Raw genomic sequence first — 23,316 nt, 5'->3', positions numbered from 1 at the left:
TTAATAAAAAGAGCTAATCTCATTACGCCGTTATTTTTTCTTCTTTTTTTACAACGACAGCCACATAACTATGAAGTATCATTCCAATAATAACGAGACTCATACCAATCCAAGATAATGATGACGGAATTGGTGCAGATAACCAGATCAGCTCTCCTACTAGCGCAAATAAAACTTCACCAGACTGCGTCGCTTCCACTGTTGCTAATTTTTGCGGATCATCTTTCACAAGATCTGTTGCAAAGAAAAATAATACTGTCGCGATTAACCCAGAGCTAACTGCTACAATAAAACATTGAAAAACTTGGCTACTTGACGGTAATCCGCCTGTTGATACTTCGTAACCAGATAATAAAAACCAAAATGGTAAACTTGCTAATGTCATACCGAGTACTCGCTGAAATACATCTAATTCCCCTTTACAAACTTGCATCATTTTTCTATTTCCAAGAGGATACGCAAATGCTGCAATAAGTACAGGAACTACACATAAAACGGTTTCACGAATACCTAATGAAGAAGCATGTTCTGCTTGCATGAGAACAACACCGAATAAAATAATGCCCGACATAACTAATTCCTTCATCGGAAGTTTTTTATGTAGTGGATCCACCGCAAAAAATGGTGTTAACAAAATCCCTGCAACGATTGTAATTTGCCATGTTGATGCAACAAGCCAACCTGGTCCGAACGCTCCAGCAAAACTAAGCGGTGCATAAAAGAGGCCAAATCCAACGATACTCCACACTAACCATTCTTTCGGATTGTTTTTCATATATTGAAAGAGTTGCTTTAAGTTCCCTCTATACATAACAATAAGTAATAGCATTGGAACCATAAAATAATACCGTAATGATGCACTCCAAATCCAGCTTCCACCTTCTAAGTCCATTGCCCGGTTTAAAACAAAGGTAAAGGCAAAGAAAAATGATGCCAATATCCCTATAACAATTGCTTTCATTGTAAAACCCCTTGTATTTAATTTTTTATCTCTATGACATATATTTTAGTATACGCGATGAAAAATCTACATACAAACTTACATTTCACTTTGGGATGATGAAGGAATTGTAGTAGATTTACATGGGAATAAAGTGCATTGGTATGAAATCGAGGCCATTACATATCAAAATTTTCAAGGGTCAAAATCTACTTTAATCTCGACCCACTATACTCACCATGAAAATATACACATCCGCTATAAAAGATGGCTACCAACTATTGCACATTCAATTTACTGGTTTTCTATTGAGAAACCAAAAGATTATCATAAAAATTTAATGATAGCTTGGGAAGAAAAGCGAACGAATAAAAACAAACGCCTCCTTTAATTATTATTTAGGGGCGTTCGTTCATTCAAAAATTAAAGAATATGTAGTTTATATTCTCTGTATAATTTCCTCAAACGACTGATATGAGCTTGATGATACCAATTATGATCTGCTATATGCCATATTCACCATCTTATTGTCGCAGTTTCGCCTTTTTCATACAAAACTTCCTCTCTTAAAAGAACAACACCATATGTTCATCATCACTATACACACCATTCATTTTTATAGCCCTTTTTTCAATTCCGTATGTTTTAAATCCCATTGATTCATATAATCGTTTGGCTGGTTCGTTCGTTGACACAACCCCTAAATTCAATTGCTCTAGCTTCATCTCTTTTGCCCTTTCAATTGCTTTACGTATTAAATCACGTGCAAGACCACTTCTTCGATTTTCAGTATCTACATACATTGCAACGATATGTCCTTTATGCTTATATGCGTCTTTTTCTTCTGTTAATAAAGTAACAACCCCAACTAAACGATTTTCATTATTAAAAGCACCAAATGTAAAACTACTATTGGATGAAAGATTACTAGCAACTCGTTCAAGAGGATTTTCTTGACGTACTGCTTCTTCATAAGTCGTTATAAATGCTTCTGGATTTACTTGTAATGCTTGTAAACGTAACTCCCAATATTGTTTTGCATCCGCTTTTGTAAGTAATCGAATCATTTTATCTTCCCCTTTTTAATTTACATAATATTTTTATAGGCTACTTTTTTTGATTCATACTCTTCTTTTAATATACTGTAACGATTGCGATGAATGAACTTCCCCTGTCTCAATCGATCATTTCTCATTAACCCTTCGCATACAAATCCGGCACTTTCATAACTCTTTTTAGCTTTTGTATTATCTTCATCTACACGTAACCAAATTTTCTCCAATTCAAACTGAGAAAAACCTATTTGTAACATGCTGTTTAGAGCTGCCATTCCAAATCCTTTACCCCAATAGTCTTTATTTCCAATCGCAATTCCTAGTTCAGCATTTTTATTTGTTTTATCAAAATTTTTAAGGTCTACCCATCCAATATGTATACCTGCCTCAGTAACGATTGCCCTTTGTTCATAACCATTTTTTCGGCTTATACAAGCTTCAATCCAGTTTCTCGTATCTCCACGAGTGAACGGAGGATATTGATCTGGTACGACTAAATGCTTTGTTACATCTCTATCTAATGACCATTGATAGCGATCTTCTACATCATCTAGTGTCAATTCTCTTAATTGAACATATGGTACATTCATTTTAATCTGTACCCTTTGTAAAGGACATTTTGAAAAAAGTTAGGCAACATCAAGAAGATGGTTTCTGTATCCAACAGGAGTCATCTTTTTTAAATTCCATTGATATCTATAATGATTATAATACGTCATATATTTCTTAATCTCTTGTTTCAATTCATTAAAGGACACGCAAGGTTTTATATGAGCTTCATCTTTCAGATGACCAAAAAATGATTCTTGTGGGGCGTTATCCCAACAGTTTCCTCTTCTTGACATGGATTGTCCTAGGTTTAGCTTTTTAACTAGCTTTTGATAGGTAGGGCTTGTGTAGTGGGATCCTTGATCTGAATGAATATAAGCACCTTCAGTCAATCGAATCCGCGGATTCCTTTTTAGTTTATGGAGAGTTGTCGTTACGAGCTCTAATGTCATCTGTTCTGAAACATGGTAAGCTAAAATTTCATTAGTTGAGCCGTCTAAAATTGTAGATAAATAGGCCCTTTGATTCTTACCGTAAACTAAATAGGTGATATCTGTAAGAAGTGTTTTCCCTGGGGTATTTTGTTTAAATTCCCGATTTAATTGATTTGGTACTATTCGATGTTCTTTTGTAGCTTTAAGCATTCTTTTATAAGGATTCGCTTTGCGAACCGGACAGATAATCTCGTATTTCTTCATAATTCTACGGATACGCTTTAAATTGTAGACAACTTGAAACTGACCCGCCAATGTCATCTTTATCTGACGAGCCCCTTTGTTTCTATTTCTAAATCGAAGTGCTTTTAATATGGTTTCCTTCAAGATTTCATCTCGATCACTCTTTTGTTTCCGTTGTTCTTGAGATGAAACTGAAAAGTAATTATAGTATCCCGAACGGGATACACCAGCTACTTTACACAAATGACTGACCATATTCCTTAAGTTGTATTTCATGATGACAGAACGAATCAAGATGAATTTCTGACTAGGTGGTAGTGTTATTTCCTTCTCATCCTCCCTTCCATAAGTTTGATTTTTTTTAGCAATTCGTTTTCCGCCTTTAGTAAGTTTCGTTCGGCTTCTAAACGGGCATACTTTTCTTCTAACGTAAGCTCTCTCTCAAGAGTTCTTCCAGCGTTTTCGATACGTGTATCCCTTAAACCCAATACACCATTTTTTCTATAAGCAGCACGCCATCTACTTCCCGATGACATAACTCGTTTCATTCCAATCATATCTATATCAAAACCACATTCTTCAAAAATATTTCGAGGTAGCTTTCCTTTTTCATTTTCCTCAATAAAAATATGCTTAAATTCCTCTGTATAAGTGATACCTTTCTGACTTACAGATTTTACGTATAGGTTATTTGATAGAATTTGAATTTCTCTTTCTGTAAATAGTTTTTTTGTCATTTTCAACATTCTCCGATCCCAATTTTCCTTTTATTATACAAGAAATACCCTATAGAATAGACTTTTTTCAAGTGTCTATTCTATAGGGTACATTTTATTTTTCTCTCCCCTTTTTATTTACCAATAGAAAATCCTTCGAACACTCTTCCACCATACTGTTCTAACATCTTTTCTATAAAATGAATTAATTCATTTTTCTCTCCCGTTTTATAAAAATAATCAAAAGCCGCTACAAATTTGTTTGCATATTGCTCATCATATCTTTTTAGCACTCTAATAAACCATTTTGAACTCCCAAGCCACTTACCATTTACTCTTAATACATATTCATGTACTAAATCCGCTAATAAATTAGCGATAAACAATTCTTCTTCTCTTTTTGTTGCACCAATAAAGTCATCTAAAGTATCCGTAATAAAATATCGCTTCTGCTTAATCGTTTCTTCGGTCCATTTAGCTGGTCCTTTATGTAGTAAATCATTCGCTTCTTTTTTTAATTTCTCAACAATTTCCTTTTCCCCTTTTAATGCAATCCCTTCCGAAACTAATTGTGGTAACGACGGTCTCCCTCGATCACAATCCATTTTGAAAAAGGTTTTATATGTTTCAAAATTATGAACAAACACCTCAACAGGCCATCCATTACTATAGAAAGATTCCCTATAGCAAGAAGTTAAACTTTGGTCAACTATTACAATATCAAGGTCAGATGTTTTCGTCGCTTCTCCTCGTACAACGCTTCCGCCGAGTAAAGCTACATCACAATTAGAAAATTGTAATGTAATTATGTTTTGTGCTGCGTCAATTGCTTTCATAACCGATCCTCTTTTCTTATTTCACTTTCTTTTTTTCAGCTCTTTCTCTCGCTTTTTTTATATAGCTTTCTGCATCTGGTGTTTTACATGATGTTGCACCGTGATCAACCTCTACTTTTCCAATTTCACGTGCAATTTCAATCGCTTGTCGCTCTAAGTCTTCATTACGAATTCCTATTGCGATTAAAGCACTATTCATCGCTTCTTTTTTTCTATTTTTTTCATTATGTATATTTTCTTTAATCTCTTCTAAGTACGGAGAGAAGAAATCATCATGTAACGTTTTATTTTTAATCGCTATATTTGCTAATAAAGACCAGCCAGCTCTTCCAATCCATTCATCATTAGGCTTTGTCCACTCTTCCATTCTTTCTATTGCAATTGGCGAAGTACATATAGATGTCATAAGAACATCCATCAAACAGTAATAATCAACATCCTGAATCCAACTATTAAGCTGTTCTGTCGTTATTTTTTTCGGATCTAAAATATAAGTTGCTAATGTCATTGCGTCCATATTTTTCGTTTCCCACAATCCAACTGCTAAATCATGATCTTTTTTTATCTTCTTTTTTAACAATTTTAAATTCGCAAAACTAACTCCAAATAACGGCTCTTTCGCTCCGTGGTTTTTATACGTTTTTCGATTTTGTTCTGTTCCATATTCCTCTAGTTGCTGCATTACTTCCTCAAGTAACATATACCCACCTCTTTATCTTTTATGTTGACTGTATATATGTATGTACGATATATTCTACATTACTTTTTGGTTTTCCTATATTTATTTTTAAAATACGGTATGTGAAATTTTTAAACATTGCACAGCTACACCATCAAAAAACTATACATGTTAAACATACAGTTTTTTGATGGTATCAATTTTCCGTAGAATAAGATATAAACTACGAAAGAACTTTTAATGAGATGTGTATTTCCAACATGTTTAGAAAACTCCTTAAAATGGTTTACTATCATACTTTTATACCTCCTTCATAAATTATGTTTACTACATTTATTCTTAGCCAAAATACTTTCTACATTTTAATAACTCTCTCAATAAGATTTTCTTATATAAAAATCCCTACAAACGCTGTAGGGATTTATGTCTAAATCATTTTGCTACACTCTATTTCATATGAAAATAGTTTCCTTATTCAGATGCATTCATAAGCACAATTCTCCAACCATCTGGATCCTCTATTGTGGTTCCTTTCTCTATCCAATACGGGTTTTCTGGTTCCACCTCATGGTAGCCCATATTACTTAATTGATTTACTATATTTTCAATTTCATCTTTATTAGGCATATAAAAAACTAGTAAATTATCTTTTGTCGGTGCCGGACATGGACTTCCATTAACATGTGAAGTAAACTCCAAATGATACTCTTCATCTGGTAATCCAAACATAACCCCGTCATATCCTTCATGATTGTGAAATTCCCCTATACGTTTTAATCCTAATCCTGTTTCATAAAAACTAATCACTTCTTCCAATTTATCTGTTGGTCTTGCAATTCTAAATTGAACCCAATTCTTCATGCAAATCTCCTCCTTTTCATTTTCCAAAGCTTTATAGTAATTAGTATAGGTTAGATATATTCCCTTTAACATCCCTCATTAGTGTGAGCTTCCTAAGTTGAAAGACCTATTAGTTAATAAACAATAGGTCTTTAGTATAAATTGCTATTTTGCATTGTTTCTAATGTTATCCATGACTGCCCAATTGGATTAACATATGGCCTTTCCTCATTACAAATTTTACAGTGAGAAGGTGCTTCTTCATTTTCGGGATACTGTACTCCACATGTAGTGCAAATATAATTATTCATATTCCCGCTCCTTTTTTCATATAATTGTTTCTTTACGAATATTTTAATAAAAATCAAAAATATTCGAATCAATATTTGGAACGAAAACGAAGTGATACGAAAGTATGATTTGGTGATTGAAAGTTTAAATAATAAAGTTTAAATTCATTCTATTTTTCAAAACTGCAATTGATATAAAATCTTGCATACTTTTGGGTAAACTTTTTTACAAGTGTAAAAAAGTTTCTTTGCATTTCCCTACCTATAATTGCTAATATAGTAGAGTAGAACTTTTATAGAGAGAAGGAAAATTATGCACAATGGAATTCGAATGACAACTTTAGTAAAAAGGGCTATGTTAGTTTGTGCGGGAGTATTATTCACATACGAAGCGGCTTTTGGATCAGTACATACTGCTTTAGCTAGTACAGAGGATGAAGCAAAATCTGTTCAACTTGTAAGTGAGATTCAAACATCTCTTGCTCCGAAAGAAGCTCCAAAACATTATAACGGGCAAGTTAGAAAAGTCGCTTATTTAACATTTGATGACGGTCCTGGAAAATACACAGCTGAGCTTTTAGATATGTTAAAGAAAGAAAATGCAAAAGCAACATTTTTCCTAATTGGTTCAAACGTAAAAGCTTTCCCTGATCTTGTAAAACGCGAAGATGCTGAAGGCCACTACGTTGGGATGCACAGTATGACTCATAACTACAAGAAACTTTATACTGAAGGTCATTACGTAGATGAAATGAAGGAAGACCAAGGCTTAATCGCTGGTGTTTTAGGTAAATCACCAGTATTAACTCGTCCAGCTTACGGCTCTATGCCAGGATTAAACGAAGCTCTTCGCAACAAAGTTGTAGACAATGGCTTAAAAGTTTGGGATTGGACAATTGATTCTTTAGACTGGAAATATAACAAAATGCAAGTTGATGCTGCATCAGCTAAAATTGTAGAAAACGTTCTAGCTCATTCTACAAACCCAACAGAAGTTATCCTTATGCATGATATTCATCCACAATCAGTAAAAGCAGTACCTGGAATTATTAAAGGACTGAAAGAAAAAGGATATGAATTAGAAGCATATAATGAGAACGAACACTTCCCATTAAACTTCTGGCATGATAATCGTATGTAATGAAAAGACTTGATCCCCTCTAGTAGGTTATCAAGTCTTTTTTATCGTTTTTAGAATTTCCTTATAGAGAAAACCTATACACGCTTGCACCATATCAATATTATACGTCCCTTCCCTTTTATCAAATAAATTTAACTTTGAAATATCACATGCTATCTTTAACCTAGTTTAAATAAGTAGATGTTATATAATCGTATTTATAGTGCAAACTGAAGAAACTTGGAATCAATTTAAGAAAGAAACGCGATAAGTAAAAACTACAAAAGCGACTTATTCAAAATAAAAACATACATATCAGAATACAGTCAAAAAAGGATTGAATATACAATTTCAATCCTTTTTTATATTATCAACACTTTAGCACATATTACTCTTAAGGAGTGATATGTATATGGATTTTCTTTCACCTGAATATTTGTCTGCCTTGCTTGCCATTATTGTAATCGATTTAGTGTTAGCCGGAGATAATGCCATCGTAATTGGATTAGCAGCAAGAAGATTACCGAAAGACCAACAAAAGAAAGTTATCATTTGGGGAACCATTGGAGCAATCGCTATTAGGGCTCTCGCTACCTTAGTTGTCGTTTGGTTATTAAAAATACCTGGATTACTCCTAATTGGTGGTGTACTTCTTATTTGGATCGCTTACAAGCTGATCGCTGAGGGCAAAAATCATGATATTAAAGCCGAAGAAGGATTTTGGTCTGCTATTAAAACCATTATTATTGCTGATGCGTTAATGGGCATTGATAATGTACTCGCTGTTGCAGGAGCTGCCCATGGTAACTTTTCTTTAGTAATCATCGGACTATTAGTGTCTATTCCAGTAGTCGTATGGGGCAGCACATTAATTTTAAAATGGGTGGATCGTTTTCCTGTCATCATTACGATCGGAGCAGCCGTTTTAGCTTATACTGCCGCGAAAATGATTGTAGATGAGAAATGGTTCGCTGGATTTTTCGAAAGTAACCCTTTCGTTAAATGGGCATTTATCATTATTATCATCGTCGGTGTAGTTTTCTTCGGAAAGGCAAAACAAAAAGCAACAGCTGGTTTTGTCTCATAATGATGGTATATTTACAAATAAAAGGCGCTATTCATATGAATAGCGCCTTTTCAGAGTGTTGGGAAACCCTTTAGGGTTCCCCACACTCTGGAATCATTTTGATTTTAGCGAATAAAAACAACATAAAATAATAGAGTTTCAAAAAAATAGCCCTCCACCAGACCTTTTTTGGTCAGATGGAGGGCTATTTTTTTCATGTTTTGACAAGTTGCGGTGAGATAAGCCTGCATTTGGACAGACTTCAGCCCCCGAAATCGAGCATATCGATAGCCATGTAGTTCTTTGGCGTCCGCAAAGCTTCGCTCTATAGTTGAACAGCGTACTTTGTACAACTTTTTCCCTGTAACTGTTAGTTTGTTTTTTCTAGCGATATCCTTATATTTCTCCCATATATGATGAGTGATAACTTTTTGTTTTTGTTTCTTTGAAAAACATACCTCACGTAGCGGACAAACAGCGCAGTCTTCTGGGTTGGATTTATAGTGACGATATCCTTCACGATCCGTTGTCGCATACTCTAAAATACACCCCACCGGACAAGCAAATGCATTCATTTCTTCTACATATTTAAATTGGCTTTTTGGTACTTCTTTATTTCGTTTTCCAAATCGGCGATACCCCATCACCATAAATATATTTCTCTCCGATAATTTCTTACAGATATACCCTGTAAAATAGCCTGCATCAAGAGCTACAGCTTCCACTTTAAATCCGAATTTATCAATTTGAGCTTGTAGACGCGCTAAATATGGCTCGGAATCTGCCATATTTCCAGCCGTTACATAAGTATCTGTAATAATATTGTACTTCGCATCAGTCGTACGATGGTCTAAGAAATGAAAACCGTTCGGTTTTCCATCTCTCATTAAAAATCCACTATCTGGATCCGTAGTACTTATACGAGTTTTTTTAGTGGGAGTATCACTTTCCTTTCTGGGTTTTAATTCTTTTTTTCGTGTACCTCACGATCTTCAATTACCGCAGCTTCTAGTTCATCTATATAAAACTTTGCCTTTTCTTTTTTATATTTATGTACAAACTTATTTTTATTAGCATTGGCCTTAATGTGCGTAGAATCTGTCATCAGCGCACGTCCTCCCACCATCCGGTGCTCTGTCGCTTGCCTCACGATCTCATCAAAAATTTCTTCGAAAATATTTGTATGAATAAAGCGAGTACGACGATTCCAACTGATTGTAGAATGATCTGGAATAGTATCTGATAGAGAAAACCCTAAAAACCAACGGTAGGCGATATTCGTTTTAATCTCTTTTTCCAATTGACGCTCCGAACGAATACCGTAAAAATATCCAATAAACATCATTTTAAATAAAACGATAGGATGGATTGACGGACGTCCATTGTTTTCACAGTAATAAGGGCGTAACTTCTCTTCAATAAAATCAAAACTAATTGTCGCTTCGATCGCACGAAGGAAATGATCTTGTGGAACCAACTCTTCTACAGAAACAGATACACGTTTATCACGATGATTTTTTAAAGCACCCATCATAAAAAATCTCTCCTTTACCTCTTTTTATCAGTGTTGACACATAAAAAGAGGTTCAGACACAAAAACAGGCTGTGGAGAAGACTTTCTCCACAGCCTGAAAAGGCGCTATTCATATGAATAGCGCCTTTTATTATTTATTTAGCTTCCCCTTCCGGAGTCGTTTTTACCTTCGTTTTGTTTTTATCACGGTTGTTATAGTTATACTTCGAACGATCTACTGGAGTGAATCCTTCCGGTGTGTAGAATCGTAATAAGTCACCATTTACGACTTGGTCAGAGTATTTTAGTGAGTTTTGAACCATTTGTTCATTTTTCTTTATTTCATCTGTAAATTCTACAGGTTTTCCAGTAGTTGTATCATAGTATTTGCCGTTTAGTGCAGTAACTGTTGGGCTTACGTAGTTACCGTTACGGAACGCAACGACTTGTTTATGATCTGGTGATAATAAATCAGAACCGAATTGAACATAATTCTTTGTATCTGTACCTAGTAAGTGTAATAGCGTTGGAAGAACGTCAATTTCACCACCGTATTGATGTTGTACGCCACCTTTCACTCCTGGTACACGAACGATTAATGGTACACGTTGTAACTGTGCATTTTCAAATGAGTTCATTTCTTTACCCATTACTTTTGACATTGCTGCATTATGATTATCTGAAATACCGTAATGGTCTCCGTACATAACAATAATTGAGTTATCATATAAACCAGATTGTTTCAAGTAATCGATGAAGCCTTTTACAGATTCATCTAAATAGCGTGCTGTTTGGAAGTACGTATCTACTGATGAATCACCTGTTGTTGCTGGTTCAATCGTTGCTTCTGCCTTATCGATTGGATAAGGGAAATGGTTCGATAACGTAATAAACTTTGTATAGAACGGTTGTTTCAACGTTTGTAATAACGGAATAGATTCATTAAAGAACGGTTTATCTTTTAATCCGTAGTTTACTACGTCTTTTTCATTCATATCGTAGTATGACGCATCAAAGAATTTATTAAAACCAAATGATTTATAAATATCGTCACGGTTCCAGAATGTTTTGTAGTTACCGTGGAATACTGCTGATGTGTATCCTTGTTGTCCTAAAATAGCTGGTGCTGATTGATACGTATTATGAGATTTCGTTGTAAAGACAGAACCTTGCGGTAAGCCAAACATTGAATTCTCTAACATAAACTCCGCATCAGATGTTTTCCCTTGTCCTGTTTGATGGAAGAAGTTATCAAAGTATAGTGTATTCGCATCTTTTGTAAATGAGTTTAAGAACGGTGTAACTTCTTGACCATTTAATTTGTAATCAATTAAGAAGTTTTGGAATGACTCTAAATGAATGTAAATTACGTTCATTCCCTTTCCTTTACCGAAATACTCAGGATTTGGACTTGCATAAGTTGATGTTAAATAATTTCGTACTTCTGTCATATTATCGCCATCCGCTAATGCTCGTTCTGTTGATGCTTTCGCACTTTGAATTCCATCATAAATTGTGTAGTTGTATGCACCTAAATATTTCACAATATAATTACGGTCAAACGTTCTTGTTAATAATTCAGGACGGTCAGACTCTGCAAGACCTAAGTTAACACTGAATAATAAAATACCTACTACAAATACTAGAGATAATTTATGCTTCGCAACACGAATTGGTTTTGGATTTGCAAATTTTGTTGCGACTAACACAATTAATATAATCGTGTCTAAGAAGTATAATGGATCATAAAGATGTAGCAACGCAAGAATACTACCACCTAAATCTCCAAAGTTATTCGTTTGTGTTAATGTCGGGAACGTAATAAAGTCACTGAAAAAGCGATAGTATACTACGTTTGCGTATAAAAGAATCGACAATAACAAATTAATGATAATTAACCAAATATAAGATCGTTTCCCTTTTGCAAATAATGCAAGTCCTAAAAATAGAACTGCTGAACTAAGCGGGTTAAAAAACAGCAAGAATTTTTGGATTGTGTTTGAAATTCCTAAATTGAATTCCGTTACATAAGCTGCATATGTTTTGAGCCACAATAAAATAACGGCAAACAGAAAGAATCCAAAATGATTGCTTAACACACTTTTGCTCTTTAATAAGAACTGTTTCATTTCTCCACCTCTTTTGATCATCCAAGGCTTATTTTTTATAAGTCTGTCTCTCTATTCAAATTTTCTTCTTCAAATAGATTATCTTTATTTAACTATATGAAGAATATTAGTAATTATAATTTGAAGCTAGTATTTATTCAACTATTTCTTTCTAGACATTTTGACCTTGGTTTCTATTTAACAAAATAAATTTGTAACATTTCCTGTTTTCTCCCAAGATTCATCCACTAATTATGACACCCCATACTATATACCTTTATAAACTCATTCGCAAACTATTCTATCTCCAAATTTGGTACATATTTCACATGACAAAATAATACGATTTGATTATATTACTCCACTTACATTTCCCTTCTTCAACTAACTCTTTAAATCTTAAAGTCATTACATCCCTTCCATACATGAAAGAATTCTCCTGTTCATTAATATTATATTTGAATAATTATTCATTTGACCGACCAGCGATGTTACGTTTTCTCGACAAAAAAACTCGCTCTAAAAAGAACGAGTTTTTTCATTATATATTATTGACCTTTGTACATTGCATCTACTTGTTTTTGAAGTTCCTCATTTTCTAAGAACTCATCATAAGTAGCCTCTTTATCGATTACACCGTTTGGTGTTACTTCGATAATGCGGTTTGCAATTGTTTGCACGAACTGATGGTCATGAGATGTGAATAATATTGTACCTTTGAATGCAATTAAACCGTTGTTTAATGCTGTGATTGACTCAAGGTCTAAGTGGTTCGTTGGATCGTCAAGTGTGATTACGTTCGCACCACTTAACATCATTTTAGATAACATACAACGAACTTTTTCGCCTCCAGATAATACAGAAACGTTCTTCTTAACTTCTTCACCTGAGAATAACATACGGCCTAAGAAACCACGTAAGAAGCTTTCAGACTCATCTTGTGGAGAGAATTGACGTAACCATTCAACTAAGTTGTAATCACTGTTCTCAAAGTACTTAGAGTTATCTCTTGGGAAGTAAGATTGAGAGGTTGTAACACCCCATTTGAATGAACCGCTATCCGGCTCCATTTCACCCATAAGAATTTTAAATAATGTTGTCATCGCAATATCGTTACGGCCGATAAATGCAACTTTATCACCTTTATTTAAAGTGAAGTACACATTATCTAACACTTTTTCACCATCAATTGTTTTAGAAAGACCTTCAACAGTTAATAAGTCATTTCCTACTTCACGCTCAGGTGTGAAGCCAACGAATGGGTAACGACGTGATGACGGTCTAATATCATCTAATGTAATTTTGTCTAATAATTTTTTACGAGAAGTTGCTTGTTTCGCTTTAGAAGCGTTTGAACTAAAGCGTGCAATGAAGTTTTGTAACTCTTTTACTTTCTCTTCTTTTTTCTTATTAGCATCTTGTGTTAATTTTAAAGCTAATTGGCTTGACTCATACCAGAAGTCATAGTTACCAACATAAAGTTGAATTTTACCGAAATCAAGGTCAGCCATGTGCGTACATACTTTATTTAAGAAGTGACGGTCATGGGATACTACGATAACTGTGTTTTCAAAGTTCATTAAGAAGTTTTCTAACCATTGAATCGCTTTTAAGTCCAAGTGGTTGGTAGGCTCATCTAATAATAGAATGTCAGGTTGACCGAATAAAGCTTGAGCAAGTAATACTTTTACTTTCTCTGCCCCAGTTAATTCTGACAATTTCTTATCATGAAGGTCTTCACCAATACCTAAACCTTTAAGAAGAATTGCAGCTTCTGACTCAGCTTCCCAACCGTTAAGCTCAGCGAACTCACCTTCAAGTTCAGCAGCGCGCATTCCATCTTCATCACTAAAGTCTTCTTTCATGTAAATAGCATTTTTCTCTTGCATTACTTTGTAAAGTTGCGTGTGACCCATAATTACTGTTTCTAATACTGGGAACTCTTCATATTCGAAGTGGTTCTGTTTTAATACTGCTAGACGCTCACCTGGCGTAATATGTATGTCACCTGTTGATGGTTCAATTTCTCCAGATAAAATCTTTAGAAATGTCGATTTACCAGCACCGTTCGCTCCGATTAAACCGTAGCAGTTACCTGGCGTAAATTTTATGTTAACATCTTCAAATAATTTGCGATCCGCGAAACGCAAACTAACGTTACTTACTGTAATCATTTGTGTCCTCCTACTAATACCGCTTATTTCAGCGTTTTCTCACCGATTGTCTTAAGAAATCGCATATTACGACTCAATTATTGTAGACTATAGCTATTATATAGTAGAAGATGGATGAATAGCAACGGTTGATTACCTTTCTACAATGAAATCGGATAGTTTTTGTCCATTCCCCTAGCTATTGTATGTATATCATCGACCTCTTTCTCATATAACCTTTCACTGCTCATTCTGTAATATATCGGATTCATTTTCATCTGAAATATTATATACCGAAAAAACTGTAGAGAAATCATTCCCTACAGTCTCTTCTTATTTCGTATTTATTATTTTCTCTTTGTAACTCTTCATTTTACTCGTTAACCCTATTAACGCCGGTAATAATATCGGCATCACAATTAAAGCTAATAGAAGAAGTGCAACGCCAACTACTGATGCAACTTGTATAAGTGTTAATACACCTGATGGAATTAATGCTGCAAATGTCCCGCCTAAAATTAGCGCAGCTGATAATACAACTCCTCCTATATGACGAGATGCAGTTACAATTTTCGTTACCGAATCCCCTTCTATCTCGTTATAGCGCATCATTACGAAAATACTATAATCCACTCCTAAAGCGACAATCATAATGAAGCTAAAGAATGGAACATTCCAGCTTAATGAATCTACATGTAATACATGTGCACTAATTTGTTCGCTTATACCGAGTGATGCGAAGTACGCTAATAGTAATGAGCCAATAATAAATATTATGTTTAGTAATGAGCGTGTAATTACGATTAATACAATCGCAATTCCAATTAACATAATTGTAGCTGTACGTAAGAAATCTTGCCCTGTTACTTCTTTTAAATCAACGTTTCTAGCTGTTGTTCCGCCAATTGCTGTTTTCGCATCATGTAATTCCGTTCCCTTTACAGTGCCATCGATTGTTTTATTGATTTCTTGAATAATTGGCATCGCTTCTTTTGAATACGGATTTACATCTAAAATGATAGTCATTTTAGCAATTTTTCTATCCTGCGACATGTACGTGTTCAATGCTTTTTGGAAATCTTCTCCCTCTAGCACTTCTTTTGGAATATAAAACTTCTCAGAGCTCTTCGATTCATTGAGCTCCCCTAAATATTTTTGTGCGTCATGCAGGCCATTACTTACTTTTCCAAGCCCTTCTGTACTTTTAGATAAACCGGATTGTAATTGCCCCATCTTTTCTTGCAGGTCTTTAAGGCCCGTTAAAAGTTGTCCTTGCCCATCGTTTATTTTCGTTAATCCAGATTGTAACTCAACTGATTTATTTGCAATTTGTTTTGAACCTGAAGAACCTTCATTTAATCCATTTTTAAGATCGGCTGCTCCCTTTTGTAACTTATTAACTCCATTGCTCATTTCTTTTAAGCCGTTATCCACTTTCAGTAACGATTGATTCGCTTCTTTAAATGAACTCATCGCCGTTTTGTGCTGTGTTGCTAATTGATTTAATTCATTTGAAAGTACGCTTAATTTCTTTTGAGCCTCTTTAGCAATTCCTATCGTTTGTTGTATGTTTGGATCATTCGCTAATTCTGGTTTCGTTTGAACGAAATTGGTCATTAACATTTCAATTTGTTCATATCCCTTTTTCGCACCATCAATCGCTTGAGAAATACTTCCGAAGTATTGATCGTAAGAGTTTAAACCTTTTTCTAACTGTGCATAACCAGCATGCAGCTGCGACGTTGCATTAGATAGAACATTTATATTTTCGTTTACTGAAGCTAAACCACTCTCAATTTGCTGTGCTCCTTGTGCACCGTCGTTTATGCCATTTGATAATTGATGTAAAGCTGTTCCTAATGCTGATACCCCGTTTTTCACCTCGTTCGTTCCATCAATTAATTTTTGAACATTCGCAAGACTATTTGAATCATTACTTCCCATTTTATTTTTCGCATCTGTTAATCCATCATTAATTTCCTTTATGCCACCATCGGCATCTCCTAATCCTGTATTCAATTCTCCCGCTTGCTTATTTAAATATAATTCTTTTATCTTCTCACCAGTTGGACGTGTTGGTGCATATACTTCTGACACACCTTTAACTTTCGAAATTTTATCAGTTAATTCGTCTAAAATTTGTAGAGAAGTTCCTTCATCCAGCTTTTTATCAGATTGAATGACTAATGTACTCGGTGAAGAGAAACCAGGCGGAAAATGATCCTCTATTACGTTAATACCCATCTTGGATTCATACTTATTATCCACTTCAAATAAATCATTGTAATTAAGTGTATTAGAGTATTTTAATACGAAAGGAATCGATATTACGAATACGATGATTAAAGCGACAAATGGCCTTGCTACTGAGTTTTTCGCAAAGAATCCCCACAAGCGACTATCCTCATGACCTTTAAATGTTTTAACTGGATAAAACATTCCTTTTCCTAAAAGCACCATGAAAAATGGATTTAAAGTCGTTAATACGAGTAATAATACTAAAACACCAATTGCTACCGCTGAAGTCGATTGATATAATTTAAAACTTGCTAAAGCAAGTGATGCAAAACCAATTAGCACCGCTATTCCGCTATATAATACAGTTTTACCTGCTGATTTGAATGTTTCTTTCGTAGCTAAAAATGCATTTTCTTGTTTACTTAATTCTTCTTTAAACCTCGTATATAATAAAATGTTATAATCTGTTCCTACCCCATGCCCATCAACTTAAGAATTTTCACTACCCCCAAGTGTCAAAAAAAGTTATCCTTTCTAAAAAGCTAGCTAGAAAGGGTGACATTTTTTATGAATCTTTCGATTCAAGATGAATTACAACTATTTTCTGAAGAGCTGTATCGTCATTTAACTCCCTCTCTTTTGGAAGAACTCGCAAAAGAATTAGGGTTTGTAAAAAGAAAACGAAAGTTTTCAGGAAATGAATTAGCTACCATATGTATCTGGGTAAGTCAACGTACAGCGAGCGATTCTCTCGTTCGACTATGCAGTCAATTACACGCAGCCACAGGCACTCTTATGAGTCCAGAAGGACTCAATAAACGCTTTGATAAAAAAGCAGTTGAATTTTTGAAATATATTTTTTCTGCATTATGGAAAAGTAAACTTTGTAAAACATCAACTATTTCAAGTGCAGCACTCATGTATTTTCAACGCATTCGTATTTTAGATGCGACGATTTTCCAAGTACCAAAACATTTAGCTCATGTATATCCTGGATCAGGTGGTTGTGCACAAACAGCAGGCATCAAGATTCAATTAGAATATGACTTACACAGCGGACAGTTTCTAAACTTCCAGGTAGGTCCAGGAAAACATAATGATAAAACATTTGGAACAGATTGCTTAGATACCTTACGGCCGGGTGATCTGTGTATTCGTGATTTAGGCTATTTTTCATTGGAAGACTTAGATCAAATGGATCAACGTGGAGTGTGCTATATATCAAGACTTAAGTTAAACCATACCGTCTATACGAAAAATCCGTTTCCGGAATACTTTCGAAATGGGACAATCAAAAAACAATCACAGTATATCCAGGTGGATTTAGAGAACATTATGCACACGTTAAAATCAGGACAAACATATGAAATAAAAGAGGCGTATATTGGCAAGAATCAAAGATTAGTTACAAGAGTAATTATCTACCGATTAACAGAGGAACAAATACTGGAACGTAGAAAAAAACAAAGCTATACCGAAAGTAAAAAGGGAATTACGTTTTCAGAAAAAAGTAAACGATTAACAGGTATCAACATATATGTTACGAATACGCCTTGGGAGATGGTTCCGATGGAACAAATCCATGATTTTTACTCCCTTCGCTGGCAGATAGAAATCATATTTAAAACGTGGAAATCTTTATTTCAAATTCATCACTGGCAAACTATCAAGCAAGAGAGATTAGAATGCCATGTGTATGGAAAGCTCATTGCCATTTTTATCTGTTCTTCTACGATGTTTAAGATGCGCCAACTTTTGTTGCAAAAGCACAAAAGAGAATTAAGTGAATATAAAGCAATTGGGATGATTCAAGATCATCTATCCCTGTTATATCAAGCAATACAGAGAAACACCCAAGAAATAGCAAAGGTCTTAATCCGCCTGTTTACCCTACTACAGAAAAATGGCCGGAAATCTCATCGATATGAGAAAAAGACAGTCTTTGATATTATGGGTGTTATCTATGAGTATAGTGGATATAGAAAACAAAAGAAAGTTGCATAAGTTAAAAAATGAAACCCGTTAGGGTTTATTTCGTATACTCATTTTTAATGGAATTATATTATTTCAAAGTTTTTTCATTTTAATCAATGGAAAGCCGCGGCGTTTCTATCCTTAAGTTGATGGGCATGTGTTCCTACCCCAAACAGGACGACGACTACGAACACTTGTGTAAAGTTTGAGAATGGAAAATTAAATTGATCTACAAGCTGGGCAATAATCCCCATTGAAACTAAATACGATATACCAACTGTAAGAAGAGAAACAATTGGAACAACTGGTGAACGGAATACGAGGATTAATACTACAAGAATGAAAATGATTGAAATAACTTCTGTCTTTTTCACTCCCTCTTGAGAGGATTTAAGAAAATCACCCGCTATTAAGTCACTTCCTGTTAAATACGTTTTTACCCCTTTCGTTTGCACTTTTTCATGAAGATTATTTGAAACTTTTGATATTTCACCATGTTTTTTATCTATCGATATTTGCGTTAAAATAGTCGTATTATCTTTAGAAACTAATTGTTTCTCCAAGTCTTTATTGTCTAAATGTGAAACAACTTCCTTAATTCCTAATTGCTCTTTTTCAGTTTGCAGGGCGTTGATTGTTTTTGTTATTTCCTTTTTTTGTTCATCTGTTAAAGCTGCCTTATTGCCACTATTAAAAACGGCTATAATTTCATACTTTTCAACCCCTTCTTTATCCATCTCTTTCATCATCTTGTCAGCAATACTGCTTTGCTTTGTATTAGGGATTGTAATTTTCCCTTTTTCTTTCACTAATTGATCCATATTAGGCATCGTTACGACCATTGTAATAGTAATAACTATCCATAATAGAAAAGATAAACTTCTCCAACTTTTTAACTTGCTCATTTGAATCATCTCCCGTTTTGAAAGTTTCACGTTAGTAACGGAATGAACGTTCATTCCTATTGTTCTATTACATTATTTTGTAAATTCTATTAAACTAGTCTTTCCGGAATGAATGTTCATTCCCTTAGTTACACAAACATCCTTTCCTACTCTCATTTTTTAAATCTATTTAGGAATGAATATTCATTCCTTTCCTTATAAAGCTATAGAATCAAATGATTCTAATAGCGTTCCAAGAGCTTTCTTCTAATTCTTTTACTAACTCTTTCGAGTATTCTAATTGCCCTGTTGCAATTACTTTCGTTAATTTTTCTAGCGGTTGATATACAATAATAATTAAAGCAACTGGAGGCAATGGACGAAGAAAACCTTTTGCGATTCCATCTTCAATAATATTCATAAAGAAGCCTATAAAATCATCAAATATTTTCTTACTCTGTTCATCAAGAAAATAACTATCACAGTGAGAATTTGTAAATAAAAAAGCATCTACATTGTTTCTCGCAAATTCAAATAAACGGTTGTACGTATGACTAAACTGTTCACGAATATTTGCTTCAACAGGAAAATCCGTTTTTATTATTTCAGAAAGCTGTAACATACTTTTTGAAAATAATGAGTTAACAAGTGCCTCTTTATTTTCAAAATAGCGATAAATAGTACCCGCACCGACTTTTGCCTTTTCAGCGATCATTGGAATTGTCGTACCATCGTAACCACGCTCTGCAAAAAGTTGCATCGCAGCATCAAAAATATCCTCTTGTTTGTTTTTAGCCATTTTTTCCACCTCTATTTCCAGGAATGAAAATTCATTCCGTTTTTAATTATAAATTACATGGATTAAAAGTCAAGTGCGTGACAAAGTATAGTTACGTTTTAGTGAAAAAATTATATCAACGATTATTAGAATATATCAGCGCAAGTCTAATTATATCAGCGATTTTCAGAATATATCGGCGCATCTCCAATTATATCAGCGATTTTCAGGATATATCGACTTACCGACAACCAAAGAGAAAGCTGTCCCAAAAATTGTTTTTGGGCAGCCCAATTTTCTATTGAAAACTTAAAAGAAATCATAAATAAATGCTTCTCGTACCGGAACTATTTTCTCAAACGCTTGTATTTCCTCTTCACTTCCGCTAATTAATTCTAATTCATTCAGTTGTAACGGACGTTTATAGCCGAACATTATTGTAGATAACTCGTTTATATCCAGTTTGATGCCTTTATCTATTGTTTTTTCTTTTATTATTGTTATTTCATGATTTGCAAGTCTCACTGTTATGTTATTCCACGGAGCAAATGCGTCTGTAATGTTTAGGATCACTTCTTGCTCTACATTGTTCCAATTCAACTCATATTGTTTTAAGAACTGCTCTACATCTACAATTCTTCCCATAAAATATGGTTTTATTTCTGTCTTCACGCGTGGCTCTTGCAATGAATATAATAACGGTTCGCTTTCACTTACTGTCATTTCAATTTCTTTAATCATAGAATCATGCTGACAAATAAAGTTCCACAGACCATTTCGTGCTTCATTATGCAGTGGTACAAATTCTTCTACTGTCATTTTATAGTTTTCTATTTTGTATAACATGTAACCTGCTGCTTTTTTATTTTCATCATAGTAAATCGCTAATGTTAAATCATCATAAACCGCTTGTAACCACCAGTTCTTCTCTCGAACTAACATACATGAAAAACGTTCTGCAAATGCTTCATAGAGCTTCTCGACTTCTTCTGGATGATTTTCTTTATTAAAACGTTTCACAGTACCATTTACTTGTTTTTTCATCACTAAATCGCTCTTACTTATATGACATTTGAGTAGATTCGCACAAAGTTCCCAGCCGTATTTACGGTAAAACGAAACAGCAAATGGATGTAACATAGAGACTGTAAAGCCATCTTTTTTCATTGTTTGAAGTGAATGTTGAAGTAGCTCTTTTACATACCCACTTCTTCTGTACTCTGGATACGTCGCTACTCCTGCAACGCCACCCATTTTAAATTTTTCTTTACCTATGTAAATATGAAACGGGATGAGGTGTAGTTTTGCAGCTAAGTCTTCCCCTTCCATAATGCCGTATATTTCATGACTTTCCTTCATTTTTGTAAGTTGCTGCTGTAATCGTTCCTCATCTACTTTATATTGAAAAGCGTATTCTGATAAACGTAATGCTTCTCTAAACTTATCTTCTTTTAATTGTATGACATTCATATAATTCTCCTCCATTCTCTGTTTGAATTGTATCATAATTCTTACTATTATAGTTCGATAAGTGAAATTACAAGGACGTTTTAACAAAAAAAGCAGATACATCACGTATCTGCTTTCCACCCTTTTTATTTAGCTAACTTTTGAAGTTCGTCAAAGAATGTAGGATATGATACACCTACTGCTTCTGCATCTTCAATAATTGTTTTTCCTTCTGCCAAACAGCCAGCAATTGCAAGCATCATTCCGATACGGTGATCACCATAACTATTTACTGTATTGCCTTTTAGAGCTGATTTTCCGTAAATGATCATACCGTCATCAGTTGCTTCTATGCGAGCTCCTAGTTTCGTTAACTCAGCAACGACTGTATCAATACGGTTTGTTTCTTTTACTTTTAATTCGTGTGCATCTTTAATTACTGTAATTCCTTCTGCTTGCGTTGCCGCTAATGCGATTACAGGAATCTCATCGATTAATCTAGGGATAATATCTCCGCCAATTTCAATTCCTTTTAATGAAGATGTTTCGATTGTAATATTTGCAGCTGGTTCTGATGCCTCTTCGTTAATTAGATCTACAGTGAACGTAGCACCCATTTTTTCTAAAACATCAATAATACCTGTACGGGTTGGATTCATTCCTACATTTTGTAATACTAGTTTACTATTTGGGATGATTGCACCTGCTACTAAGAAAAACGCTGCTGATGATACGTCACCTGGCACTTGAATGTCTGTTGCTGTTAATTTTTGTCCACCTGACAGCTTCACTGTTTTCCCTTCGCGAGTTACTTTAACACCAAATGCTTCGAGCATTCTTTCCGTATGGTCGCGTGAAATATGTGGTTCTGTAACAGCTGTTACACCTTCTGCACGAAGACCTGCAAGTAAAATAGCCGACTTTACTTGTGCACTTGCAACAGGAGAAATATATTCAATTGCTTTTAAATCGCCGCCACGTATTGTTAACGGTGTAAATGTTCCTTCTTCTCGGCCGTCTATGTTTGCGCCCATTTGTTTTAATGGGTTTGTTACACGCTTCATCGGTCTTTTTGCGATAGATTCATCACCTTGTACGCAAGAGAAAAATGGTGTGTTAGCTAATATACCTGACATTAATCGGATTGTTGTACCAGAATTACCAACATCTAATACAGCTTTCGGTTCTTGTAAACCTTCTAATCCTTTACCAACTACAGTAACCTCATCACCGTTTTGCGTAATTTCTACTCCCATTTCTTTAAAACATGAAATCGTACTTAAACAGTCTGCACCGGGCAAGAAACCTCTAATTATTGTTTTCCCTTCTGCAATAGAACCGAACATAACAGCACGGTGTGAAATGGATTTATCACCTGGGATTGTAATATTGCCATTCAATCCGTTATTAACAGGTTGTATTGTTCTTTCTTTCACGTTTTTCACCTTCTC

The 23,316-nt window shown here is 34.5% G+C and carries 16 protein-coding genes and 3 pseudogenes; 3 read left to right on the top strand and 16 right to left on the bottom strand.

Features of this window, described 5'->3' with window-relative positions; translation table 11 throughout:
- Positions 1-22: 22 nt before the first annotated feature.
- The 8 genes and pseudogenes from QCI79_RS25970 to QCI79_RS25935 form a co-directional block, all read right to left on the bottom strand.
- The gene (locus tag QCI79_RS25970) at positions 23-961 is read right to left on the bottom strand and encodes a DMT family transporter (protein WP_000644587.1); all 939 of its coding nucleotides are present in this window, start codon (positions 959-961) and stop codon (positions 23-25) included.
- A gap of 402 nt (positions 962-1,363) precedes the next feature.
- Positions 1,364-1,510 (bottom strand): annotated as a pseudogene (locus QCI79_RS25965) (DinB family protein); the annotation flags it as partial.
- A complete protein-coding gene (locus QCI79_RS25960) occupies positions 1,507-2,007 on the bottom strand; it encodes a GNAT family N-acetyltransferase (protein ID WP_000620317.1) in 501 nt (166 codons plus the stop codon). The gene QCI79_RS25960 and the pseudogene QCI79_RS25965, both read right to left, overlap by 4 nt.
- Before the next feature lie 20 nt (positions 2,008-2,027).
- Complete coding sequence (locus QCI79_RS25955) at positions 2,028-2,585, bottom strand: GNAT family N-acetyltransferase (RefSeq protein ID WP_001102496.1); 558 nt, start codon at positions 2,583-2,585, stop codon at positions 2,028-2,030.
- 39 nt (positions 2,586-2,624) lie between these two features.
- Positions 2,625-3,967 (bottom strand): IS3 family transposase gene (locus QCI79_RS25950; protein ID WP_087942833.1). Its coding sequence is split into 2 segments (ribosomal slippage): positions 2,625-3,586 and positions 3,586-3,967, totalling 1,344 coding nucleotides; the frame shifts between segments, so codons are not numbered across the junction.
- Positions 3,968-4,071: 104 nt separating this feature from the next.
- Positions 4,072-4,773 carry a nucleotidyltransferase domain-containing protein gene (locus QCI79_RS25945; protein ID WP_000643684.1) on the bottom strand — a complete coding sequence of 234 codons (702 nt, stop codon included), beginning with the start codon at positions 4,771-4,773 and terminating at the stop codon, positions 4,072-4,074.
- A gap of 16 nt (positions 4,774-4,789) precedes the next feature.
- Positions 4,790-5,473 carry a DNA alkylation repair protein gene (locus QCI79_RS25940; protein WP_021728487.1) on the bottom strand — a complete coding sequence of 228 codons (684 nt, stop codon included), beginning with the start codon at positions 5,471-5,473 and terminating at the stop codon, positions 4,790-4,792.
- Between the two features lie 450 nt (positions 5,474-5,923).
- The gene (locus QCI79_RS25935; RefSeq protein ID WP_000800676.1) at positions 5,924-6,313 is read right to left on the bottom strand and encodes a VOC family protein; all 390 of its coding nucleotides are present in this window, start codon (positions 6,311-6,313) and stop codon (positions 5,924-5,926) included.
- Between the two features lie 582 nt (positions 6,314-6,895).
- Here QCI79_RS25935 and QCI79_RS25930 point away from each other — a divergent pair.
- Positions 6,896-7,723 (top strand): peptidoglycan-N-acetylglucosamine deacetylase, encoded by an 828-nt coding sequence (locus tag QCI79_RS25930; protein WP_000551443.1) that lies wholly within the window; start codon positions 6,896-6,898, stop codon positions 7,721-7,723.
- A 391-nt stretch (positions 7,724-8,114) separates the two neighbouring features.
- Entirely contained in the window at positions 8,115-8,789 is a 675-nt protein-coding gene (locus QCI79_RS25925; RefSeq protein WP_000346944.1) for a TerC family protein, read from the top strand.
- A 104-nt stretch (positions 8,790-8,893) separates the two neighbouring features.
- Here the strand turns inward: QCI79_RS25925 and QCI79_RS25920 are convergent.
- The 4 genes and pseudogenes from QCI79_RS25920 to QCI79_RS25905 form a co-directional block, all read right to left on the bottom strand.
- Positions 8,894-10,302 (bottom strand): IS1182 family transposase gene (locus QCI79_RS25920; RefSeq protein WP_209291804.1). Its coding sequence is split into 2 segments (ribosomal slippage): positions 8,894-9,744 and positions 9,744-10,302, totalling 1,410 coding nucleotides; the frame shifts between segments, so codons are not numbered across the junction.
- Positions 10,303-10,436: 134 nt separating this feature from the next.
- Positions 10,437-12,410, bottom strand: a complete 1,974-nt coding sequence (gene ltaS, locus QCI79_RS25915; RefSeq protein WP_000808774.1) for a lipoteichoic acid synthase — start codon at positions 12,408-12,410, stop codon at positions 10,437-10,439.
- 527 nt (positions 12,411-12,937) lie between these two features.
- Positions 12,938-14,563, bottom strand: a complete 1,626-nt coding sequence (locus QCI79_RS25910; protein ID WP_000633864.1) for an ABC-F family ATP-binding cassette domain-containing protein — start codon at positions 14,561-14,563, stop codon at positions 12,938-12,940.
- Between the two features lie 312 nt (positions 14,564-14,875).
- Positions 14,876-17,257, bottom strand: a pseudogene (locus QCI79_RS25905) (MMPL family transporter); the annotation flags it as partial.
- Positions 17,258-17,347: 90 nt separating this feature from the next.
- Here QCI79_RS25905 and QCI79_RS25900 point away from each other — a divergent pair.
- The gene (locus QCI79_RS25900; RefSeq protein WP_042991529.1) at positions 17,348-18,784 is read left to right on the top strand and encodes an IS4 family transposase; all 1,437 of its coding nucleotides are present in this window, start codon (positions 17,348-17,350) and stop codon (positions 18,782-18,784) included.
- 128 nt (positions 18,785-18,912) lie between these two features.
- On the opposite strand, the pseudogene QCI79_RS25895 reads toward QCI79_RS25900, so the two are convergent.
- The 4 genes and pseudogenes from QCI79_RS25895 to aroA all read right to left on the bottom strand — a co-directional run.
- Positions 18,913-19,659: pseudogene (locus QCI79_RS25895) on the bottom strand (MMPL family transporter); the annotation flags it as partial.
- 211 nt (positions 19,660-19,870) lie between these two features.
- Complete coding sequence (locus tag QCI79_RS25890; RefSeq protein WP_001107303.1) at positions 19,871-20,437, bottom strand: TetR/AcrR family transcriptional regulator; 567 nt, start codon at positions 20,435-20,437, stop codon at positions 19,871-19,873.
- Positions 20,438-20,725: 288 nt separating this feature from the next.
- The gene (locus QCI79_RS25885) at positions 20,726-21,886 is read right to left on the bottom strand and encodes a GNAT family N-acetyltransferase (RefSeq protein WP_001100915.1); all 1,161 of its coding nucleotides are present in this window, start codon (positions 21,884-21,886) and stop codon (positions 20,726-20,728) included.
- 125 nt (positions 21,887-22,011) lie between these two features.
- Positions 22,012-23,301, bottom strand: a complete 1,290-nt coding sequence (gene aroA, locus QCI79_RS25880) for a 3-phosphoshikimate 1-carboxyvinyltransferase (protein WP_000664624.1) — start codon at positions 23,299-23,301, stop codon at positions 22,012-22,014.
- Positions 23,302-23,316: the final 15 nt, after the last annotated feature.

This window comes from Bacillus cereus group sp. MG1, from assembly GCF_040460035.1.
Classification (GTDB): Bacteria; Bacillota; Bacilli; order Bacillales; family Bacillaceae_G; genus Bacillus_A; species Bacillus_A cereus.
The sequence above is the reverse complement of the archived record's forward strand: the minus strand, read 5'-3'. Positions and strand labels throughout refer to the sequence as shown.